Origin of the sequence: Pseudoalteromonas sp. MMG022, from assembly GCF_021654245.1 — a bacterium.
GTDB lineage: Bacteria > Pseudomonadota > Gammaproteobacteria > Enterobacterales > Alteromonadaceae > Pseudoalteromonas > Pseudoalteromonas amylolytica.
Window position 1 is genome coordinate 47,488 of sequence record NZ_JAKFZQ010000021.1, and the last position, 18,089, is coordinate 65,576.

The following is an 18,089-nucleotide window of genomic DNA, read 5'->3' on the forward strand; positions in this document are numbered from 1 at the left end:
TGCGAGAATTGCGCGTTGTGAGTCTCAAAAAACCATAAAAAACGGCGCATCATGCGCCGCTTCTGGTTTTTTAAGGCTTGCTAACCTAAATTTATTTGATACGTTGGCGGTTGGTTTAACTGCTTGCCTAAGCCTCTTAAACCTGCCCACCATGCAAGCGTAATAGCCGCCATTACGAGCAACCAAACACTGGCAAATAGAGGTTGCTGGGCGAAGTTGGCTATCTGATAAATACTGGTCGATAGAATATACGCCAAAGACGTTGTCCAGCCGATTACCAACCACATCCAACGTGCGCCAGATTCACGCTTAACCGCGCCTAACACTGCGACACATGGGGTATACAATAAGATCAGTACAAGGTAGCTAAAGGCTCCCAACTGGCCGTTAAACTGGCCGGCCATTTGCGTCAATAACGCGTTGCTGTTGGCATCCGTTTCATCTAATGCGCCTAAACCGAGCGGATCGCCCAAGTTACTAAGCAAATCAATGAAGTTGCTAGGGATGGTCTGCAATGCTTCCACCGTTGAGTTTACCAACGAATACTCGCTTGCTTGCTCACCTTCACCAATATATAACGCATCTAGAGTACCGACTATCGCTTCTTTAGCAAATAAGCCTGTCACCACACCCACAGTTGCAGGCCAGTTGTCTTCTTCAATACCAAGTGGTTTTAATACTGGTGTCACCACTTGAGCTACTTTTGCCAACACCGAACGTTCGGTGTTTTCATTGCCAAAACTGCCATCCGTACCAATTGAGTTTACCAAACTCAATAACACAACAACCAGCACGATTGTTTTACCTGCTCGCATCACAAAGCTCTTCAAGCGGTGCCAAGTGGTTAGCCAAATATTGCGCCATACTGGCAAGTGATAGGCGGGCATTTCAGTGTATGAAGGCGTTTTCTCACCGGTAAACACCAGTTTTCTAAATACAAAACCACTGCCTATGGCAACAACGATACCCAACAAATAAAGTGCAAATACCACATTGGCGCCGTTGGTTGGAAAAAATGCCGCAGCAAATAAAGCGTAAACAGTGAGGCGCGCACCACATGACATAAAGGGAGCCATAATGATGGTTAATAAACGGTCTGATTCACGGTTCATGGTACGTGCTGACATCACCGCTGGCACATTACAACCAAAGCCAACGATGAGTGGTACAAACGCGTTACCTGGTAAACCAATGGACGACATCAACCTGTCTATGACAAACGCCGCACGAGATAAATAACCACTGTCTTCAAGCAAAGATAAACACAGATACAACACGCCAATCACAGGAATAAATGTTGCGACCAGCTGTATACCGGCACCAAAGCCATCTGCCAATATAACCCCAAGCCAAGTGGGCGCATTGATAGCACCGAGTACCTCTTTAACGCCATCGATTAACAGCGCGCCGACAAAAATATCAAAAAAATCAATAAATACTGCGCCAAAATTTACCGCGATGGTAAACATCAGATACATCATCCCAAGAAAGATTGGCACACCTAAAAAGCGATTCAGTACGATTTTATCTATGCTGTCGGTGATGTCTGAGCGCTGAGGAGAAATCACATTCACGCCTTGCGTTAAACCACGCACTTTTTTGTATCGCTCAGTGGTTTGCTTAATTGGATCGGTCTCTTCGCTTGGTTTTTCAGACGATATTGAAGGCGCAGGCTCATTACTTTCTATCGCCTTGGCTAACGCAGTTTTAAGCGTATCGGTTCCTTTACCTGTCGAGCCGACCATCTCCACAACGGCGAAACCCAAACGCTCACTTAGCAAATCAACATTCAACGTTTTACCACGCTGGGTAGCCACGTCCACCATATTTGCTACCACTACCATGGGCACACCCAACTCTTGCAACTGAGTGGTCAACACCAGGTTACGTTCAAGGTTTGCGGCATCAACAATATTGATGATAAGACTTGCGTCACCATTGCGTAAAAAGTCAATCGCAATCTGCTCATCCTGCCCCGCATCAATTTGCTCAAGGCTATACAAACCTGGCAAATCAATTAGCTCAACCTCTTTGGCATCCGTTTCAACAGTTAGTGAAAACAACCCTACTTTTTGCTCAACGGTTACACCTGGCCAGTTCCCAACCTTTTGTTTAGACCCTGTCAGACGATTAAATACCGTCGTTTTGCCACAGTTAGGGTTACCAACTAATGCAATTTTCATTTTTTCCCCTACTTGGCTGTTTGCAGTGCTATCAAGCTTGCATCGCTTTTACGCACACTTACTAGCGTATCGCCTACTTTGACCTGCAACGGGCATCCCATGGGGGCCACATTCATAAGCTCTATTGTCTCTCCAGGGACCAACCCCAAAGCCATAATACGACTTGCTAGCGCAATATCTTGATGATTTAAAGCGGCTATTACCGCTTTTTGCTGAAATTTTAATTCGTTTAAAGTCATAGGCTAAACCACTTATTGTAATTAGCAATAATTCCCATTACGATTTTTATGCATGATAACTCAGACCCTAAACGAATGAAAGCGGTAGCGCTGCTCACTTTTGTCATTCAATGTTTTTGATCAAACTAATTGGGTGATTTGTAGTGGTGCGATGTGTGTTTTGTATGAAGACAACGGCGAGCTGGGACCTCGCCGTAGCAAAAGTGGATTATTGATTGAGCTTTGCTTTCGCTTGTTCAACTTTAGCAAAGTCTAAACCCAGCTCATCAACAGCTTCTTTTATGAGTGCTGGATTTTGCATCACCAACCCCATTAACTGCTGTAGCTTTTCAGGGGGAATACCTAGCGATGAAATAACCCCCATGGCCATCATTGGATTCTCTGTGAGCGTCTGGAACAACTCATTCACTTGTTCATCGCTGATATTATGTTCTTTTAAAATTGCTAAAATAGGATTCATGCCTGCGCCTTAACTGTATTATCTGACTGTCTCAGCCCGCTGTGTTCATCAGCAGCGCTGAGTGATACTTATAAATAGTGGCGATTAATGTTATTTTCAAGATATTGAATAACGCACTCGCATGACATGCTTACTTTGTGATCACTCTAAATAGCGCCTCAAGTGGACCAGACCTAAATTTCGCTAACCATAATGCACTGACCAATACCGCAGCCAAGCAAAATATTGCTGCACACAAAATCGCGGTTTCTATTGTTTGACCTCCCAGCATATTTAATGCCTCTAAAGTGCCCATACCAATAAGTACGTGTGCCACATAAAATGTTAATGACAACCGACCGACCTGAGCAAGGTACTTAAAAACACAATACTCGTGCCACCTCTGTGCAATCCATATACACCCAATCAGTACCAAAGTCGCAGAGCAGCTAGCTGAAACCATATACGTTGGCAAAGGCGGCATCATTTGCGATGACAACAGCACGCCAAGGTCCTTGTCTGTGTTATCAAGTTCAAGCCAACTACGCAACAGCCACAGTGTCGTTTCCATTAGTATTAATATTGTCAAAGCCCGCTTACACGCGGCGTGTTGAAAAGATTTATCCAATAATGGCTGTCGGGCGAGCCAAATGCCAAAGACTAAAAATGCAGCCCATGGCAAGACAGGGTGAAAGCCATTAAAAAATAAGTGTCTAAACATGCCCTGCCATGACCACATGTCTTTATAGACTAACGTATCCCAGTGCCAGCCCTGCTCATAATTAAGCAAGCTTAACAGCAATACAAAGCCCACTATTAAACCAGCACATACCCACAACAGCGAACGATTTGAGAAGGTGATCACACACGCCGCAACAACAAAGTAAAGTCCATAAAAGTGTAAAATATCAGCGGGCCAAATCGGCGTGTATGCTAAACCAATAGCAAATAAGACAATGGCCCGCTTAAAAATCTGCCAACGCACCAAAGGCAGTCGCCGTGTTTGCGCATCGTGAGTCGCCATAAAACTCAGACCCACACCAGCTAAAATCACGAATAATGCAGAAGCCCGCCCCTCTATTAGACTGGTGATGTAATACAGCGCAGAGTCACCCTCCTGTACTCCCATAACCAACTTAAAATTCACGATAACCATGCCAAATAAAGCCAGCGCCCTTGCAACATCAATCCCTACTAATCGTGTCATTAATCTATTGTCCTGAGCCCCAAGTCAGATTGGATTAGCATAAAAAAATTGACACTAATTAACTGTAAGGATTGGTTGAAAATTGCAAAGGATGAGCACTGCTTGGCTACATTTCATTACATCCTTGAGGACAATTTGTACTGAAGATTATTGCGAACAGCGGGCCATTCACTAGCAACTATCGAATAGACGGCGGTGTCTCTTAACGAACCATCTCTCATGATTTGATGTGCTCGTAATATGCCGTCCAATTTAGCGCCCAAGCGTTCAATTGCCCCGCGTGATGTATGATTTAAAAAGTGCGTGCGAAACTCAACTGCGACCGCATTGCATTGCCCAAACAGGTTCTCTAGTAATAACAATTTAGCTTCCGTATTAATCGCAGTACGGCGAGCAGAGTTTGCATACCATGTATAGCCAATAGCTGCCCTGCGGTTATCACTATCCACTTGATAATAACGGGTCGTTCCGACAATTTGTTGACTTTGATTATTGATCACAGCATACGCGACATTACCTTGTTCAGCACCTACTATCGCATCCGCGACATAATCATCCATTTGTTCCGGTTTAGGCACATTTGCGTACCAAAGACGCCAAGATTCACCATCTTGCACAGCATTTTTTAACGCCTCCGAATGCCCCATAGCCAGTGGCGTTAGAGTAACCCAGCGACCCTCAAGCGGTACGTTTTTTATCCACATTATTGTTATTTCCTTTACGATTAATTATTCGATGTTACACTGCGTTTATCTGAGTAACTTTTACATAAAGTTAAATCTGCAACATTCGCCTCATTGGCACCTTGTCTTATAGCTGGAGTAGATGTGCTATTAAATTTTGCGTTTTTAATTGGTTTGATACAAAGCACACCACCCGATTTAGCTGAACTAAAGTCCCAGTTTATGCAAGAGCCAGCTGAGCTTGCCGAACGCTACTACCAGCATACAAATTTGCCAGCCAATACTGGGTCAGCACAATTTTATCAGCTCACGTTAAGAGCCGCGATAGTCAGCAACCAACCCAAATTAGCCAATGACATTTCAGTTAAGCTCTCCCAACCGCTATGGCAACCCATTATAGACAATCATAAAGCTAAGATAATCAGTAATATGGGAGTTTTAATGCGTATCAATGGCCATTACCAAGATGCTATTTTTGCATATCGATGTGCTTTAGACCTTAATCAAAACGATCCCCATTTTCGCTTTCACACCTTGCTTAATTTACAGTCTGCGATGGTACGCCTAAAGCAGCATGATAAGGCAAAGCAGATCCTCGAAGAAGCAAAGTTACTTGCTACAGATGAACAACAGCGTTTACGTGTAAAAATCAATGTGGCTAATAATCTGCTTGATAACAACCAGCTCTATCAAGCTAGAGACTTGTTCAAGGAGTTATATCGTGATTTAAGCCTTGCAAATGAGACTGAGACCGCGGCAAGAATTGGTTTGAACTTGCTCAATACTGAGGTTTTACTTGGTGACTTCGCACAGTTTTGGCGCTATCAAAACTCTGTAAGGCAAACAATTTTTGCAGTACCGAACAACAATCATCATTACTATTATCATTTTGTCATTATGCGTGCGCTGGTTAACGTGTTAGAAGCTCCAAATGAAATACACCTACAACGTTTAGCCTACGCCATTGAGCATGGTGACTTTTTGTTTGAACATGGCCAACAACAGTCCATGCAGCAGTATGTTGATATGGTGAATGTTCGATGGTTGAGTGAACACTTCGCCAGCCAAGTGGCACGATATAACCGAATAAGGCCACAAAAGCATGTGCCAAAAGACTTACTTAACGAGCACTGCCTTATAGATGACACAAAATCAAAGTGACCCTCTTAGGGGCCACTTTTCATCACTTATTGTCTACTATTAATTATAAATCCGTGTAGTACACATTGTTTGAACCAAACTCAAAGACATTGATTTTACCGCATTGCGCAAAATGATTGTTGCTAGCGTATGGCGCATCTGCTTGGGCAATATCACCTTCCCAGCCTTGACCATTCTTAACGTAGGCTTTTAATTCAAACCATCCATTTACGGTGTTTGAACAATCCATTTGTACATCCAACATCCAATAGTGTGCACCATATTGGTTAAGCGGCGTTTCACCATATCCATCTTGTTCAACGGTGCGTTTAGTTCCCCATTCGCTTGGCCATAAGTCCGTTGTCCAATCCAATGGACTGCCTTGTGCTGATGTATCTTGGCCCGCTTCATAAGCCCCCCAATCTAGGTAGTTATCGCCCGCTTTCCAGACATTGGTGGTGGCATTTTGCAAATTGTTGTGAACAATTTGCAAAGCACAATCATTGGCATTAAGTGAACAGTCTCGACCTAGTGTTTGCGCATAACCGTGGTCAATGCCACCGCGAATAAACATGTCTTGACCCGCTTCGGTTAGCGCTTTGATAAATACGATGGTGCGCTGCATGGTTGGCGGTGTGGCATCACTTAGGGTTTTAGCATTATGATGTATTGCTATCGCATCCATAGCAGCCAAAGAGATCAAAGCCTGCCCTTGCTCATTGACTGAAACCTGTCGCCCTGTACACGTTTGCTTATCTTCGCTGAGCTGACCACTGAGTACATCACAATATACGCCTTGTGCAAGCCCAGTTTGTAAGTACTGCTGCATCGCGCCCGATTCTCGGTTGATAGCAACGAAGCCTTCGCTTCCCCTTGAAAAAGCAATCTGATTATTGCCATTGTCCCACCAGTTACTTACTTGCCAGTGCCCAGTGGTATTGTTACGAAAATCCACAGCCCCCGAGATAAAGTCGTGACGATGCTCACACTGCCATTGCTGTGCAAAACAGTTAAGCTGTCCATTGTCATGTACAGGCACCGCAGGCGCACCAGCATCGCTGTCATGATTAAACTCGTAGCTAGACATCACTTTTGGGTAGCCATATGGATAGGCTAGCATAAACACATTTGCTAAATCGTACAGCTTGCCATCTTCAAAAGTGACCACATTACCCGCACCACCGTGGCCTCGTTGATTATCATGGTTATCGACAAATACCACTGCTTTGTAACTTGGCATCATGCCCCAAGCTTCACCAAAATTACTCAACCATGCGAGTTTGCCACTTTTAAATGTTTCACCCAGTTTAGTGGTGTATTTAAACTCCGTAACGAGCCCATTGCCAAAGTACTCGCTAGCGCTGACCGCCTCACTACCTTGATCAATCACCTCTTGAAAGACCAGTGGACTACCATTTACTTGAGAAAGAATACTGGCAATGTCTCCTGCGGGCATATGCTTTGATGCATCGAGCCTAAACCCAGCAACGCCTGCTGCAACTAAAGAATTTAAATAGCCTGATAACTGCGACTGTACATACGGTGCATCGGTGTCCAAATCTGCAAGCCCTACTAACTCACAGTTTTGCACACGCCATGGATCATTGCCGTAATCTTCACCATTGATTGCGCAACTCTCATGAAAGTCTTGTGGGCTATACATTGGAAAGTACTTATCACCATAGGCACTACCGGCAACGCCTTCACCACTGCCTGCGGCCATGTGGTTTATTACCGCATCAACATAAATATCAACACCCGCTGACTTACAGCGACTAACCATCTCTTTAAACTGAGCTTCACTGCCACCACGGCTTTGTAGTTGATAGCTCACAGGTTGGTAGCGTGTCCACCATGGATCACCTTTAATGTGTTCATTTGGCGGAGACACTTGTACGGCAGCATACCCTTTAGGACCGAGAAAAGTTTCACATTCTTGCGCGACATCGGGCCAAGACCATTCAAATAAATGCACGAAAGTGGTGGGCTGTGCTTGCACGGATTGCGCTAGGTTTAGCAGTACTGCACCACTAATCAGCGATGTTTTAGATATTTTATTTAATGTTGTCATAATGTGCTCTTTGTTATTTTGCGTTATTTACAAACCGATAACAATGTAGAGCACCAATTCACATTTATCCCGTTGAATACGTATGCAATAAAAAATCAAACAATACTTAAAACAGTATTAAAAGACTCAAGCAACATGTGCTGGTCGATTGAAAATGACCAATAAAATCATAATTAACAATTACTTGGCTGCAGAACGACTCAACCTATCATGGACGTCTAACCATGCTTCATCACTCGGTGGTAATTCTACCCAAATCTGCGTGACATCAGCCTGATCCAATTGATGCAAAGCATAATATAGATTTTGCGCATAGTGTGCTTTATTGGCAGAAAGCTTCATTGTCACGGCTTCGTTACCTTCAAGTGCAGTTTGTAACTGCTCCGAGTAATATAAAATCGCGATATCATTTTGTGCACGGGGCGATACCCCAGTTAAAGCCGAGGCCAATACCTCACCACATAATAATTGTACAGGTTTGCTGGGTTGATAGTGCGCCTTCACGTTACCCGGCACCGCCACAGTGTGGCTGAGCGGCACGCTCACTTCACAGCCTAATACCGCTTCAATCTGTGATTTAGTAATGGGACCTGCGCGCAAAATTCTCGGCTCTTGGGTACTGATATCCAAAATTGTTGACTCTAACCCCACTTCACATGGGCCACCATCTAGTACCGCTGCGATTTTGCCATCCATCCCATACATCACTTGTTCGGCAGTAGTCGGGCTAATACGTTTGTAGGGGTTTGCAGACGGGGCTGCCAACCCAGAATCAAGCATATTCAATAGTTTAAGTACACCAGTTTGATTCGGCACACGTATTCCTACCGTGTTGTGGCCACCGGTGACGACGGTGGATACATGTTCGGCTTTTGGTAAAATGAGTGTCAATGGCCCAGGCCAAAAAGCATCTGCGAGGGTTGCGACAGATTCGGGGACATGTGCTGCCCAGCGACCAACTTTCTCAACACTATCAACATGGACTATCAGTGGGTGATCCGCAGGACGCCCTTTGGCTGCAAAAATTTTCCCCACCGCATGTGGTTGATTTGCATCGGCAGCTAAGCCATAAACTGTCTCTGTTGGAATAGCCACCAATTCGCCTAAACGTAACGCTTCAAGTGCTTTGTCCAAGCTATGTTCATCATCTATCGCTAAAACTTCAGTTATCATGTATGTTACTACTCACTGCCAGTGTAAATGGAGTCAAATGTCTGCAATGCGCTCGTAGTTGCGCCAAAAGCGCGATATTATACCCTATCTGCAACACAGCTCCATCGTTAATTTTGCCGTTGCAACAGGTGAATCAATGACATTTAATCCTAACCTGCCACTGGTCTATCATGAAAACTACTCGTTTAGTTTTGATCCTCAGCATCGCTTTGTAATGAGCAAATTTGCCCGCCTATACGAGCAATGTTTAACTAAAGGGCTGATACGAGACAATGTCTACACGCCAAAATTAGGGACGCCCGACCACTTAGAACTGATCCATTGCGATAATTATCTGTGGGATTTGTGGCACAATCGACTTTGCCCTAAGGCCATGCGTCGTATCGGTTTGCCTTGGTCAGAGCAGCTAATGGTGCGAACCTTCACCGCCCCCTTGGGCACGTTAAAAGCAGCTAAACTTGCACTTAAACATGGTATCGCGTGCCATCTAGCTGGTGGCACCCACCATGCCCATTATGATTTTGGATCTGGCTATTGCATGGTGAATGATCTTGCATTTTCGGCCACAACACTTATCAACGAAGGTCTGGCTCGCAACATCCTCATATTTGACTTAGACGTGCACCAAGGCGATGGCACTGCTGCACTACTTAAACACAATCCTTATGTGTTTACCTGCTCGATACACTGTGAAAAAAACTTTCCGTTTCGCAAGCATGATAGCGACTTAGATATCGGGTTAGATAATCACACCTCGGACTCAGTTTATTTAGCCAAAGTTGAAGAAGTCTTAACGGGGTTATTGCAAGATTTAACGCCATCGCTTGTGCTCTATGATGCTGGTGTAGATGTATGGGAGCATGACTCGTTAGGCAAGCTCAATATTAGTTGGCAGGGGCTAGCCAAACGCGATGCTTTGGTATTAAAAACCTGTCAACAATACGGTGTCCCCGTCGCGACTGTAATTGGTGGTGGGTATGACAAAGACCATCAGCGCTTAGCCCAGCGCCACAGCATCGTCATTGAACAAGCTGCACAATTGTAACGCCCTATCAAGGGCCAATAAATCGTGTATTGTGCTCTGCTAGTGCCTTACGAATACGCGACACTAGCTTGGCGTTGGTGTCTTTGCTAAAAGCCATACACGCACGGCGCTCATTGGCATTTTTAACCTCATGCACGGCCTCCAATAGCTCATATGGATGGCCAAGCTCTCTCATTCTTTCGTATGCGGTGTATTCTGTGGTGATGATAAAGTCGGCTCTTCTAGCCAATAGCTTACGCGGACTCGCGCTTGGGTCGGCTGTTAAATCCAGATTTACCCCATTTTTAAACCCCATTTCTAATAGATACTCATGAGAAACACTGCCTCGCACCAAAGAAATTGTGTATTTTTTAGCATCTTCAAGGCTTTCAATGTGAATATCGTCTCGGGTACGCAGCTTAAACAAGTATTCTTTTACGGGGTTGAGCAATGGACAGGCCCACTGAAATAGGTTTTCTCGCTCTTGGGTTCGGTATATCGAGTAAATCATAGTGTTTTTGTTACTTTGTGCCAGCTTCATCGATCGCGCCCACGGGTAGCTACGGATCTCATATTGCACATCAGCTGCATCTAACACTTCTCTGACTTTCTTGGTCGCACGGCCAACGATTTCACCCTTTTCATTGGTGAAGTTATAGGGTACCCACTCTTCGGTTACCACATTCAGCAGAAGTTGTGCATTGCTAAAGCAAGGCAGCAGTAACAACAAAATCCAATATATTCTCATTTCGCTGCTCACTATGATTTACGGTCCACTATTATGCGCATAGCTGACTTATATTGCAAAACCAGCGATAAAGAGACTCAAACTCGCCACATGATTTTGCATTTTTATGCTACTTAATGCACCATGCAACCTGAATTAACTTAAAGTATAGTCAGCTATGAAATCACTCTTCTTTGTATTATGCGCTATTATCTTCAGCGCAGGCGCAAATGCCCAACAAACCACCCAAACTGAGGCACAGCAACAGCAAGTGCTCAATGAATTAAAAGAACCCATGTACAGACCACTGCTCGAACGATACATCTTAGATGAGCTCAAATCAGTTCGTTATGACCAGCAGAAACTCAGAGAAGATTTGACCAAGCAAGTTACCCATAGCCAGCTAGATGCCGCAGATCGGGCACTGACATACACCACAGATACGATTAATAACGTGTTGTTTATTATTACTGCCACAGCATCTATTTTGGTAGTAGTTGGTTGGAACTCACTACGAGATATCAAAAGCAAAGTAGAAGATTTAGTCAAAGAACGTGTTGGCAATATTACACAAGAGTATGAACAACGGCTGCAAGTCCTAGAATCTAAACTTAAAGAGCGTTCAGAAGAGATCCTTAATAACCACAAGAAGATAACCATAACCAATGAAGTTCACTCGCTGTGGATGAGAGCCAACTTAGAAAGCGACATGAACTCCAAAATTGAAATTTATGACGAGATCTTAAAGCGTAAGCCTGAAGATGTGGAAGCCATCGCCTATAAAGCAGATGCGCTGTTGGAACTTGGGCAAACTGGTGTCGCTATTCAATTATGCAATCAAGCATTAGAAATGGATAACGACTATGGCTATGCTTACTGGCAACGCGCCTGCGCTTACGCTATGTTGCACCAACATGCTGACGCAATGGCCGACATCCGCATGGCTTTAGAATATGCACCAAATCTAAAAAATGAATTACTTCATGAAGCAGCGTTCGCCAGTTTGCACGACAATGCAAGCTTTAATGAGATGATTGAAGGTATTTAGACGCGTTACCAATCAACCGATTTTGCATCTGGTAGATCTGTTCAAGATCTACGGATGCACTAAGCTGTCGGTTGTCCAATTGAATAAACTCAGCTTGTGTGAAATCAAACGCAGCAAACGCTTTGCGATGATGTTCAAATGAAAAAAACAACTCCTCCAAGCTTCCATCTTTTAGCGCTGCATTTAATCCTTCCGTTAACTTTTTGGCCAATGCTAAGTTGCCTTTTCGAACATAAAAGTACATTATCGCAGGGTATTGCATTACGAGCCTAGGTGCTATCATCAATTGTTTGTTGTTCAATACCGAAAGCTCTGAATTTGCTTCTGTCACAGCCCTTGGGAAATAGTGACCATTTTCCTTTTGTAATACGCTATACAATAGCTCCTCGTTACTGGAATCATCGATTCGATAGCCATTATCTAGTAGAATTAATTTATCTGGCCAGTCTCGACCTACCAGTGCGGTGAGCCTTTTTAGTTGCTCAGCTTTTTCAATCCTGCTAAATACATGTTGATCACCTTTGTTGATCACCAACAATCGTAACCCATAGCTCCCAAATGCCAACGGTACAGGTACAGCCAGTGCTTGCTGATCTCGCTGCGCCGAAGACATGGTCCACATTACATCAATGTTTTGTTTTTTTAGTTCAATTAACTGACGTTTTTGTGTGATCACCACATCCAGCGGCTGCAGCCACTCTGTATCGGTATCTTTTTTAGCTTTGGCAAGTGCCAACTCGAGCACCTTTACAAAGTACATGTTATTCGGGTTATTTCGCAGCGCGGTTGCGTCCACATATCTAATAGTTTCAGCAAAGCTGCTGCATGAAATTAGTGCTAAAATACATATCAATACACGTATCATATAATTACCTGTGTAGGTGTCATGCCTTGTTAGTGCGTTTTAAATAAGCATCAATGGCGTGAGAGAGTAACTCATCTATTTGTTCTTCAAACTGGCTTTTATCCTTTTCAAGGCGGCCTAAGTAAGCGCTCACCTGCTGTTCAGAAAGGTTTTTATTCCCCACTTTATATTCTCTTTCTGGCAACGATTTATCGTAACGCGGCACAAAACTGAACAACGCGTACACGGGAGGTTTGATTTTCTCATTTGCAAAATTACAAAAGCCCTCGATGAAATCCTGACCAGTAGGCCCCAAACACCCAGGTTCAACTCGGTAAAGCAGCTTTATCCTTTTATCATCACTCATCTTTAATACCAATTAATAAAATCTATCGGCTAAGGCCTACATCACTTTAGAGCTAACTGTGCCCTAACTACCAGTACTGTTCAACTGTTATATGACCAGGCTTGGCCCTACGATGTCTTTCAAACCCTTTGCTAGTTAATAAGTTAGTTGTATCTTTCACCATCTGTGGGTTACCACACAGCATAAAGTGGCTCGATTTAGGTAGCGCGTCATAGCCACAATATTTGACAAGCTCACCTGAGTCCAACAAGTTTGTTATCCTACCAGATAGGCCCAATTCTGGCTGCTCCCTTGATACCGCGGGTACATAGTGGAGCTGGGGGAATAACTCTTGCGCGGTCTTAATGCGGTCTTGATAAGTTAGATCTATGTTGTTTCGCACACCATGAACCAATACGACCTTTTTGAATTTATCCCACAGTTCACCTTGCGCAATAATCGATAAGAACGGGCCAATAGCAGTTCCTGTACTTAACATCCACAAAGTGTCCGCATCGGGTATTTCATTTAAAGTTAAAAAGCCATTTGCTTGCTCCTCAATCATTATCTCATCCCCAACTTTTAGCTCAGCTAAACGTTCAGATAAACTACCGTCGGGCACTTCTATTAAATAGAACTCTAAAACAGGGTCTTGGGGAGAGTTAACAAACGAGTACGCTCTGGCAATGCGCTTATCACCCACTTGAAGCGCAAGCTTAGTAAATTGACCTGCTTGAAATGGTTGAATGTGTGCCGAAACCCTTAAACTAAATAAACTAGGGGTCCACCAATTTATTTCTAATATATGCCCAGTTGTCCACTTTGCCATTGTTTAGCCTCCAGCTCTTATGCGTGATTATTCCTAAATAAAACATGGCAGATAAACGATTAAAGTCAAAGCGAGGGACACCAAGGCTTGCCTAGGTTCTCTGGCAATGCTTGCGCGCCTTTTCTACCTGTTACGTCATTGGGATAGAGGTGCATCGCATTAATATTGTGCAAATGCGCTTTCACCGGCTCCTTATACCCAAGTTCGATGAGTGAATTAACCTGCTGCCTTAAGAATATTTCATCCTGCTCTGTGAGCGAGCCTGTTTGCATACTATTACTAATGATATCTAACCAAGTTAGATAATCTTGCGACTTAGGGCTGTACTGGCGTATCTCATCTACATAACTAGCGCGGTATTTGGCATAAGCTTCGAGCTGTTTTGAAGCAAGTGCTGCACCGAGTATATTTCGAGTGACATCAATCCTAGACTGTTGGTTATTCAACTCAATGTAGAGCCGATGTGCCAGCTCAAATGATGTCACTGCATTATCAAAACGATGTAAAGACTGAAGAATGTTGCCTCTGATCACACTATAACCCGCTTTTACACGCGTTGTTAATTGCCCACTATCAATACTATCGATAAGTTGAAACGCCATAGCTGGTTGCTCTAACAAACGAAATACAATCGCTAGATTAACTTTTAATGTCGCCAGCTCTAAATCACTATTGGCTAAACCGAGTGCGCACTGATAATGGCGCTTTGCTTGCTCCAGTTGGTTGTTATACCGATAGGCAACACCCATCCTAGTCAGTAGCTTGAATCTTTTGCCCGCTAAAATATCCTGCAATTGAGCCTCCTTAAGTGACTGTGTAATCGTCACAAAAGCCGGCCAACTGTGTGCATTCATTGCCGCCAGTAGCGCGTCGAGGTGTAAGGCAACTTGCATCTCAACGTGCTGCTCATCCAACTTAGCTAAATACTCTGGGTATAACTTCAATGCGTGCTTTGGGTCATTGCCAGCCAGTTGTGTGAAGTCCTCTAACTGTGCGGTGGTTAAAGGCACCATGAGTAAGGTGGAAACGAATAACGCTATCGATGTCATAAATTCGATCATCATAAGTCATCATTTAATAAGCATAGTTGAAGATATTGAAGTGGTTACAGAGAAAATTCAGATAAAAAAAAGCCGCACTGGGTGCGGCTTTTTGGGTGTGATTCGCTTTGTTTTAGGCGTGTCTCCAAAACTCTGCGATTACGTTACCAAGGAACTTGAAGCTTGCAGGCTGTTAAAACCTGCAAACTAAAACTTTTAAATCGACTCTAGTGCGATTTTTACCATTTCATTGAAGGTGCTTTGACGCTCTTCCGCTGGTGTTGCTTCACCTGTGATCACGTGATCACTTACTGTGAATAAAGCCATCGCTTTAGCACCATATTCTGCTGCAACGCCATACATGCCTGCTGTTTCCATATCAACAGCCATAATACCAAGCTTGTCTAGCTGCTCGTAAAAGCTGCTGTCAGCCTGATAGAAAGTATCCGTGGTAAATACATTACCTACTTTCGCTTCAATACCTAATTTACGTGCTGCGTTAACACCATTTTCAAGCAAACCAAAATCTGCAATCGCTGCAAAGTCGTAGCCACGTACACGGGCACGGTTTACGTTTGAATCTGTACTTGCACCTTGAGCAAAAATAACATCACGAATTTTGATGTCTTGACTTATACCGCCGCAAGTACCAATTCGGATCAGATTTTTTACGCCATAACTTACAATAAGTTCTCTGGCATAAATAGACATTGAAGGAATACCCATACCTGAGCCCATGATACTTACAGGTTTGCCGTTATAAGTACCTGTAAAGCCGAACATATTACGAACACCAGTCACTTGGCGTGCATCTTCTAAAAAGTGCTCCGCAATATATTGCGCACGAAGCGGGTCGCCTGGCATTAATACTGTTTCGGCAAAATCACCACTGTTTGCACTAATATGAGGTGTGCTCATTGTTTGTTTCCTTTTTTATGCTTTGTTTAGCGAAGAAATAAACCCTTCACCATACTCAAGCGCAGATAAATTAAACCACTGGGCAAGGGTTTGACCTATGTCTGCAAAACTTTGTCTTTCTCCTAACGGAGCATTTACCATACCCGGCGTATACGCCAATACTGGTACATATTCGCGTGTATGGTCGGTACCAGCTGCTGTTGGGTCACAACCATGATCCGCCGTGATCAACAACAAGTCATCGCTTTGCAACTTATCTAGTATAGTCGGCAAAAATGCATCAAACTGCGCAAGCGCTTCAGCATACCCAACTGCATTGCGGCGATGGCCAAATTTTTCGTCAAAATCCACTAGGTTAGTGAAAATTAAACTGTGATCAGGCGCACTATCAATCAACTCTGATGTCTTTTCTAACAAGTTCATTAACCCAGGCGCTTTGTGCTTTTGAGTTATGCCTTGATGTGCATAAATATCGGCAATTTTACCAACACTGATCACTTCCCCCCCATCTGCGGCCAACTTATCAAGAACCGTGGGCGCTGGTGGTAAAACCGAGTAATCTCGACGATTACCGGTACGAATAAAGTCGGCACTCGAAGTGCCTATAAACGGCCGCGCAATTACTCTTCCTATATTCATTTCATCAAGCAGTGCCCGTGCGATTTCACATACCTGATAAAGCTTGTCAAGGCCGAACGATTGCTCATGAGCGGCTATTTGAAAAACGCTATCAACTGAGGTGTAACAGATAGGCATGCCTGTTTTTACATGCTCTTCACCCAGTTGTTCTAAAATTGTTGTTCCAGAGGCATAACAGTTACCTAAGATGCCTGGAATATCAGCGCGCTTGCACAGTTCATCAACAAACGCCTGAGGAAAACAAGGTGTTGTATTTGGGAAGTAACCCCAATCAAACAACACAGGTACACCCGCCATTTCCCAATGGCCCGACGGCGTATCTTTACCACTTGATAGCTCTTTGGCATAACCCCATGCAGCTTGCGCTGGTTGACGTTCACTGGTTTCACAGTGTTCTTTGCCCGCAGCTTCGCATGCATCGAGTAAACCTAACCGGCTCAAGTTAGGTAAAGGCAGTGCATTGCCTGTTTCCTTTTTATATGCTTGTAAGAGGTGTGCAAGTGTATTTGCCCCAACATCACCAAACTTTTCAGCGTCTGGAGCGGCACCAATGCCTAGGCTATCCGCCATTAAAATGATTGCTCTTGCCATTGTTTACCTCATTTTTACAAGACATGGGTTTACATTTGTGTAATTATTCAACTTGCGCTCCCATAGATTGCTACTTTATTGTTGCTCCGAATAATCGTACAGGACATAAGTCCGCTGTCATAAAAGCATCATAAAATTCATTATCTGCGTTGAACTTGTTGATTTTGTCCCACAGGACATAAGTCCTGTTTTGTTGTCTGCAAAATCGCTAAATTTGCATCCTAAGCGAAGCAAAAGAGATTAATCGTGTCTTTTTTGCTATTGTGATCTTCCAACGTTAACAACTGCTGGGTGTGAACTTTAGTGACACGAACAATTATAGCCATTGCTGGGGCTTCTGCTTCTGGCAAATCTCTATTTACGCAAACAATATATAACGAATTGATTAATGAGCTCGAATCAGGCGCTATCGCCATTATTGAGGAAGATGCTTATTATAAAGATCAATCGCATCTACCGTTTGAGCATAGAACACAAACAAACTATGACCATCCTGATGCGTTTGAGCACGACTTGCTACGCTCTCATTTAGAGCAATTGCGGTTGGGTCATTCTGTAGAAGTGCCTACATATGATTACGCCCAACACACACGTAGCAGCGAAACGCGCACGGTGACTCCCGCTAAGATATTAATTATTGAGGGAATTTTACTGTTAAGCGATCCCGCATTAAGTGAAGAATTTGATATCAAGGTGTTTATTGATACGCCTTTGGATATTTGTTTACTGCGTAGAATGCAAAGAGACATTGAACAACGCGGTAGAAGCTTACCGTCTGTGGTTGAACAATATCAAGCAACGGTAAGACCAATGTTTTATCAGTTTATTGAGCCTTCGAAGCACAATGCCGACTTGGTCGTCACCCGTGGCGGTATGAATCGCGTTGCGATTGATATAATTAAAAGTAAAATAAAATATTTACTGCAAGAATAAAACGGGACTTTAGGG

Annotated in this window: 18 protein-coding genes; 4 read left to right on the forward strand and 14 right to left on the reverse strand. The window is 43.7% G+C overall.

The annotated features are described in order from the left end of the window. Positions 1-80: 80 nt before the first annotated feature. The 5 genes from feoB to L1070_RS16660 all read right to left on the reverse strand — a co-directional run bounded on the left by feoB (position 81) and on the right by L1070_RS16660 (position 4,772). Entirely contained in the window at positions 81-2,183 is a 2,103-nt protein-coding gene (gene feoB, locus L1070_RS16640; RefSeq protein WP_237126389.1) for a ferrous iron transport protein B, read from the reverse strand. Between the two features lie 8 nt (positions 2,184-2,191). After that, positions 2,192-2,422 carry a FeoA family protein gene (locus L1070_RS16645; protein ID WP_070983588.1) on the reverse strand — a complete coding sequence of 77 codons (231 nt, stop codon included), beginning with the start codon at positions 2,420-2,422 and terminating at the stop codon, positions 2,192-2,194. 208 nt (positions 2,423-2,630) lie between these two features. Further along, positions 2,631-2,882: a DUF2999 family protein gene (locus L1070_RS16650; RefSeq protein WP_070983586.1), complete on the reverse strand. Its 252-nt coding sequence runs from the start codon at positions 2,880-2,882 to the stop codon at positions 2,631-2,633. Positions 2,883-3,012: 130 nt separating this feature from the next. Next, positions 3,013-4,068 carry a DUF418 domain-containing protein gene (locus tag L1070_RS16655; RefSeq protein ID WP_237126390.1) on the reverse strand — a complete coding sequence of 352 codons (1,056 nt, stop codon included), beginning with the start codon at positions 4,066-4,068 and terminating at the stop codon, positions 3,013-3,015. Positions 4,069-4,184: 116 nt separating this feature from the next. After that, positions 4,185-4,772 carry a GNAT family protein gene (locus L1070_RS16660; RefSeq protein ID WP_237126391.1) on the reverse strand — a complete coding sequence of 196 codons (588 nt, stop codon included), beginning with the start codon at positions 4,770-4,772 and terminating at the stop codon, positions 4,185-4,187. 123 nt (positions 4,773-4,895) lie between these two features. On the opposite strand from L1070_RS16660, the gene L1070_RS16665 reads away from it, so the two are divergent. Next, entirely contained in the window at positions 4,896-5,912 is a 1,017-nt protein-coding gene (locus L1070_RS16665; RefSeq protein WP_237126392.1) for a hypothetical protein, read from the forward strand. Between the two features lie 43 nt (positions 5,913-5,955). On the opposite strand, the gene L1070_RS16670 is transcribed toward L1070_RS16665, so the two are convergent. Together L1070_RS16670 and L1070_RS16675 are read right to left on the reverse strand one after the other, a co-directional pair. Then, positions 5,956-7,962: an alpha-amylase family protein gene (locus L1070_RS16670; RefSeq protein ID WP_237126393.1), complete on the reverse strand. Its 2,007-nt coding sequence runs from the start codon at positions 7,960-7,962 to the stop codon at positions 5,956-5,958. A 180-nt stretch (positions 7,963-8,142) separates the two neighbouring features. Then, positions 8,143-9,135 (reverse strand): L-threonylcarbamoyladenylate synthase, encoded by a 993-nt coding sequence (locus L1070_RS16675; RefSeq protein ID WP_237126394.1) that lies wholly within the window; start codon positions 9,133-9,135, stop codon positions 8,143-8,145. Between the two features lie 136 nt (positions 9,136-9,271). On the opposite strand from L1070_RS16675, the gene L1070_RS16680 reads away from it, so the two are divergent. After that, entirely contained in the window at positions 9,272-10,180 is a 909-nt protein-coding gene (locus tag L1070_RS16680; protein ID WP_237126395.1) for a histone deacetylase, read from the forward strand. A 7-nt stretch (positions 10,181-10,187) separates the two neighbouring features. Here L1070_RS16680 and L1070_RS16685 read toward each other — a convergent pair whose 3' ends face one another. After that, entirely contained in the window at positions 10,188-10,907 is a 720-nt protein-coding gene (locus tag L1070_RS16685) for a transporter substrate-binding domain-containing protein (protein ID WP_070983571.1), read from the reverse strand. A 157-nt stretch (positions 10,908-11,064) separates the two neighbouring features. On the opposite strand from L1070_RS16685, the gene L1070_RS16690 reads away from it, so the two are divergent. After that, positions 11,065-11,934 carry a tetratricopeptide repeat protein gene (locus tag L1070_RS16690; RefSeq protein ID WP_237126396.1) on the forward strand — a complete coding sequence of 290 codons (870 nt, stop codon included), beginning with the start codon at positions 11,065-11,067 and terminating at the stop codon, positions 11,932-11,934. Here L1070_RS16690 and L1070_RS16695 read toward each other — a convergent pair. The 6 genes from L1070_RS16695 to L1070_RS16720 form a co-directional block, all read right to left on the reverse strand. After that, the gene (locus L1070_RS16695; RefSeq protein ID WP_237126397.1) at positions 11,909-12,799 is read right to left on the reverse strand and encodes a hypothetical protein; all 891 of its coding nucleotides are present in this window, start codon (positions 12,797-12,799) and stop codon (positions 11,909-11,911) included. The genes L1070_RS16690 and L1070_RS16695 overlap by 26 nt on opposite strands. Positions 12,800-12,818: 19 nt before the next feature. Beyond that, positions 12,819-13,145, reverse strand: a complete 327-nt coding sequence (locus tag L1070_RS16700; protein ID WP_237126398.1) for a hypothetical protein — start codon at positions 13,143-13,145, stop codon at positions 12,819-12,821. A 67-nt stretch (positions 13,146-13,212) separates the two neighbouring features. Next, positions 13,213-13,953, reverse strand: coding sequence for a ferredoxin--NADP reductase (locus tag L1070_RS16705; protein ID WP_237126399.1), 741 nt, complete (start codon positions 13,951-13,953; stop codon positions 13,213-13,215). A gap of 65 nt (positions 13,954-14,018) precedes the next feature. Continuing rightward, positions 14,019-15,017 carry a hypothetical protein gene (locus tag L1070_RS16710; protein WP_237126400.1) on the reverse strand — a complete coding sequence of 333 codons (999 nt, stop codon included), beginning with the start codon at positions 15,015-15,017 and terminating at the stop codon, positions 14,019-14,021. A 192-nt stretch (positions 15,018-15,209) separates the two neighbouring features. After that, positions 15,210-15,911, reverse strand: coding sequence for a purine-nucleoside phosphorylase (deoD, locus tag L1070_RS16715; protein ID WP_070983555.1), 702 nt, complete (start codon positions 15,909-15,911; stop codon positions 15,210-15,212). 15 nt (positions 15,912-15,926) lie between these two features. Continuing rightward, a complete protein-coding gene (locus tag L1070_RS16720) occupies positions 15,927-17,141 on the reverse strand; it encodes a phosphopentomutase (RefSeq protein WP_237126401.1) in 1,215 nt (404 codons plus the stop codon). Between the two features lie 303 nt (positions 17,142-17,444). Between L1070_RS16720 and udk the strand changes: the two genes are divergently transcribed. After that, positions 17,445-18,074: a uridine kinase gene (gene udk, locus L1070_RS16725; protein ID WP_237126402.1), complete on the forward strand. Its 630-nt coding sequence runs from the start codon at positions 17,445-17,447 to the stop codon at positions 18,072-18,074. The last annotated feature ends 15 nt before the right edge of the window (positions 18,075-18,089 follow it).

Excerpts from the sequence above, each read along its gene's own strand:
- feoB (WP_237126389.1), bottom strand. The coding sequence starts at position 2,183 with ATGAAAATTGCATTAGTTGGTAACCCTAACTGTGGCAAAACGACGGTA.
- L1070_RS16645 (WP_070983588.1), bottom strand. The coding sequence starts at position 2,422 with ATGACTTTAAACGAATTAAAATTTCAGCAAAAAGCGGTAATAGCCGCT.
- L1070_RS16650 (WP_070983586.1), bottom strand. The coding sequence starts at position 2,882 with ATGAATCCTATTTTAGCAATTTTAAAAGAACATAATATCAGCGATGAA.
- L1070_RS16655 (WP_237126390.1), bottom strand. The coding sequence starts at position 4,068 with ATGACACGATTAGTAGGGATTGATGTTGCAAGGGCGCTGGCTTTATTT.
- L1070_RS16660 (WP_237126391.1), bottom strand. The coding sequence starts at position 4,772 with ATGTGGATAAAAAACGTACCGCTTGAGGGTCGCTGGGTTACTCTAACG.
- L1070_RS16670 (WP_237126393.1), bottom strand. The coding sequence starts at position 7,962 with ATGACAACATTAAATAAAATATCTAAAACATCGCTGATTAGTGGTGCA.
- L1070_RS16675 (WP_237126394.1), bottom strand. The coding sequence starts at position 9,135 with ATGATAACTGAAGTTTTAGCGATAGATGATGAACATAGCTTGGACAAA.
- L1070_RS16680 (WP_237126395.1), top strand. The coding sequence starts at position 9,272 with ATGACATTTAATCCTAACCTGCCACTGGTCTATCATGAAAACTACTCG.
- L1070_RS16685 (WP_070983571.1), bottom strand. The coding sequence starts at position 10,907 with ATGAGAATATATTGGATTTTGTTGTTACTGCTGCCTTGCTTTAGCAAT.
- L1070_RS16690 (WP_237126396.1), top strand. The coding sequence starts at position 11,065 with ATGAAATCACTCTTCTTTGTATTATGCGCTATTATCTTCAGCGCAGGC.
- L1070_RS16695 (WP_237126397.1), bottom strand. The coding sequence starts at position 12,799 with ATGATACGTGTATTGATATGTATTTTAGCACTAATTTCATGCAGCAGC.
- L1070_RS16700 (WP_237126398.1), bottom strand. The coding sequence starts at position 13,145 with ATGAGTGATGATAAAAGGATAAAGCTGCTTTACCGAGTTGAACCTGGG.
- L1070_RS16705 (WP_237126399.1), bottom strand. The coding sequence starts at position 13,953 with ATGGCAAAGTGGACAACTGGGCATATATTAGAAATAAATTGGTGGACC.
- L1070_RS16710 (WP_237126400.1), bottom strand. The coding sequence starts at position 15,017 with ATGATGATCGAATTTATGACATCGATAGCGTTATTCGTTTCCACCTTA.
- deoD (WP_070983555.1), bottom strand. The coding sequence starts at position 15,911 with ATGAGCACACCTCATATTAGTGCAAACAGTGGTGATTTTGCCGAAACA.
- L1070_RS16720 (WP_237126401.1), bottom strand. The coding sequence starts at position 17,141 with ATGGCAAGAGCAATCATTTTAATGGCGGATAGCCTAGGCATTGGTGCC.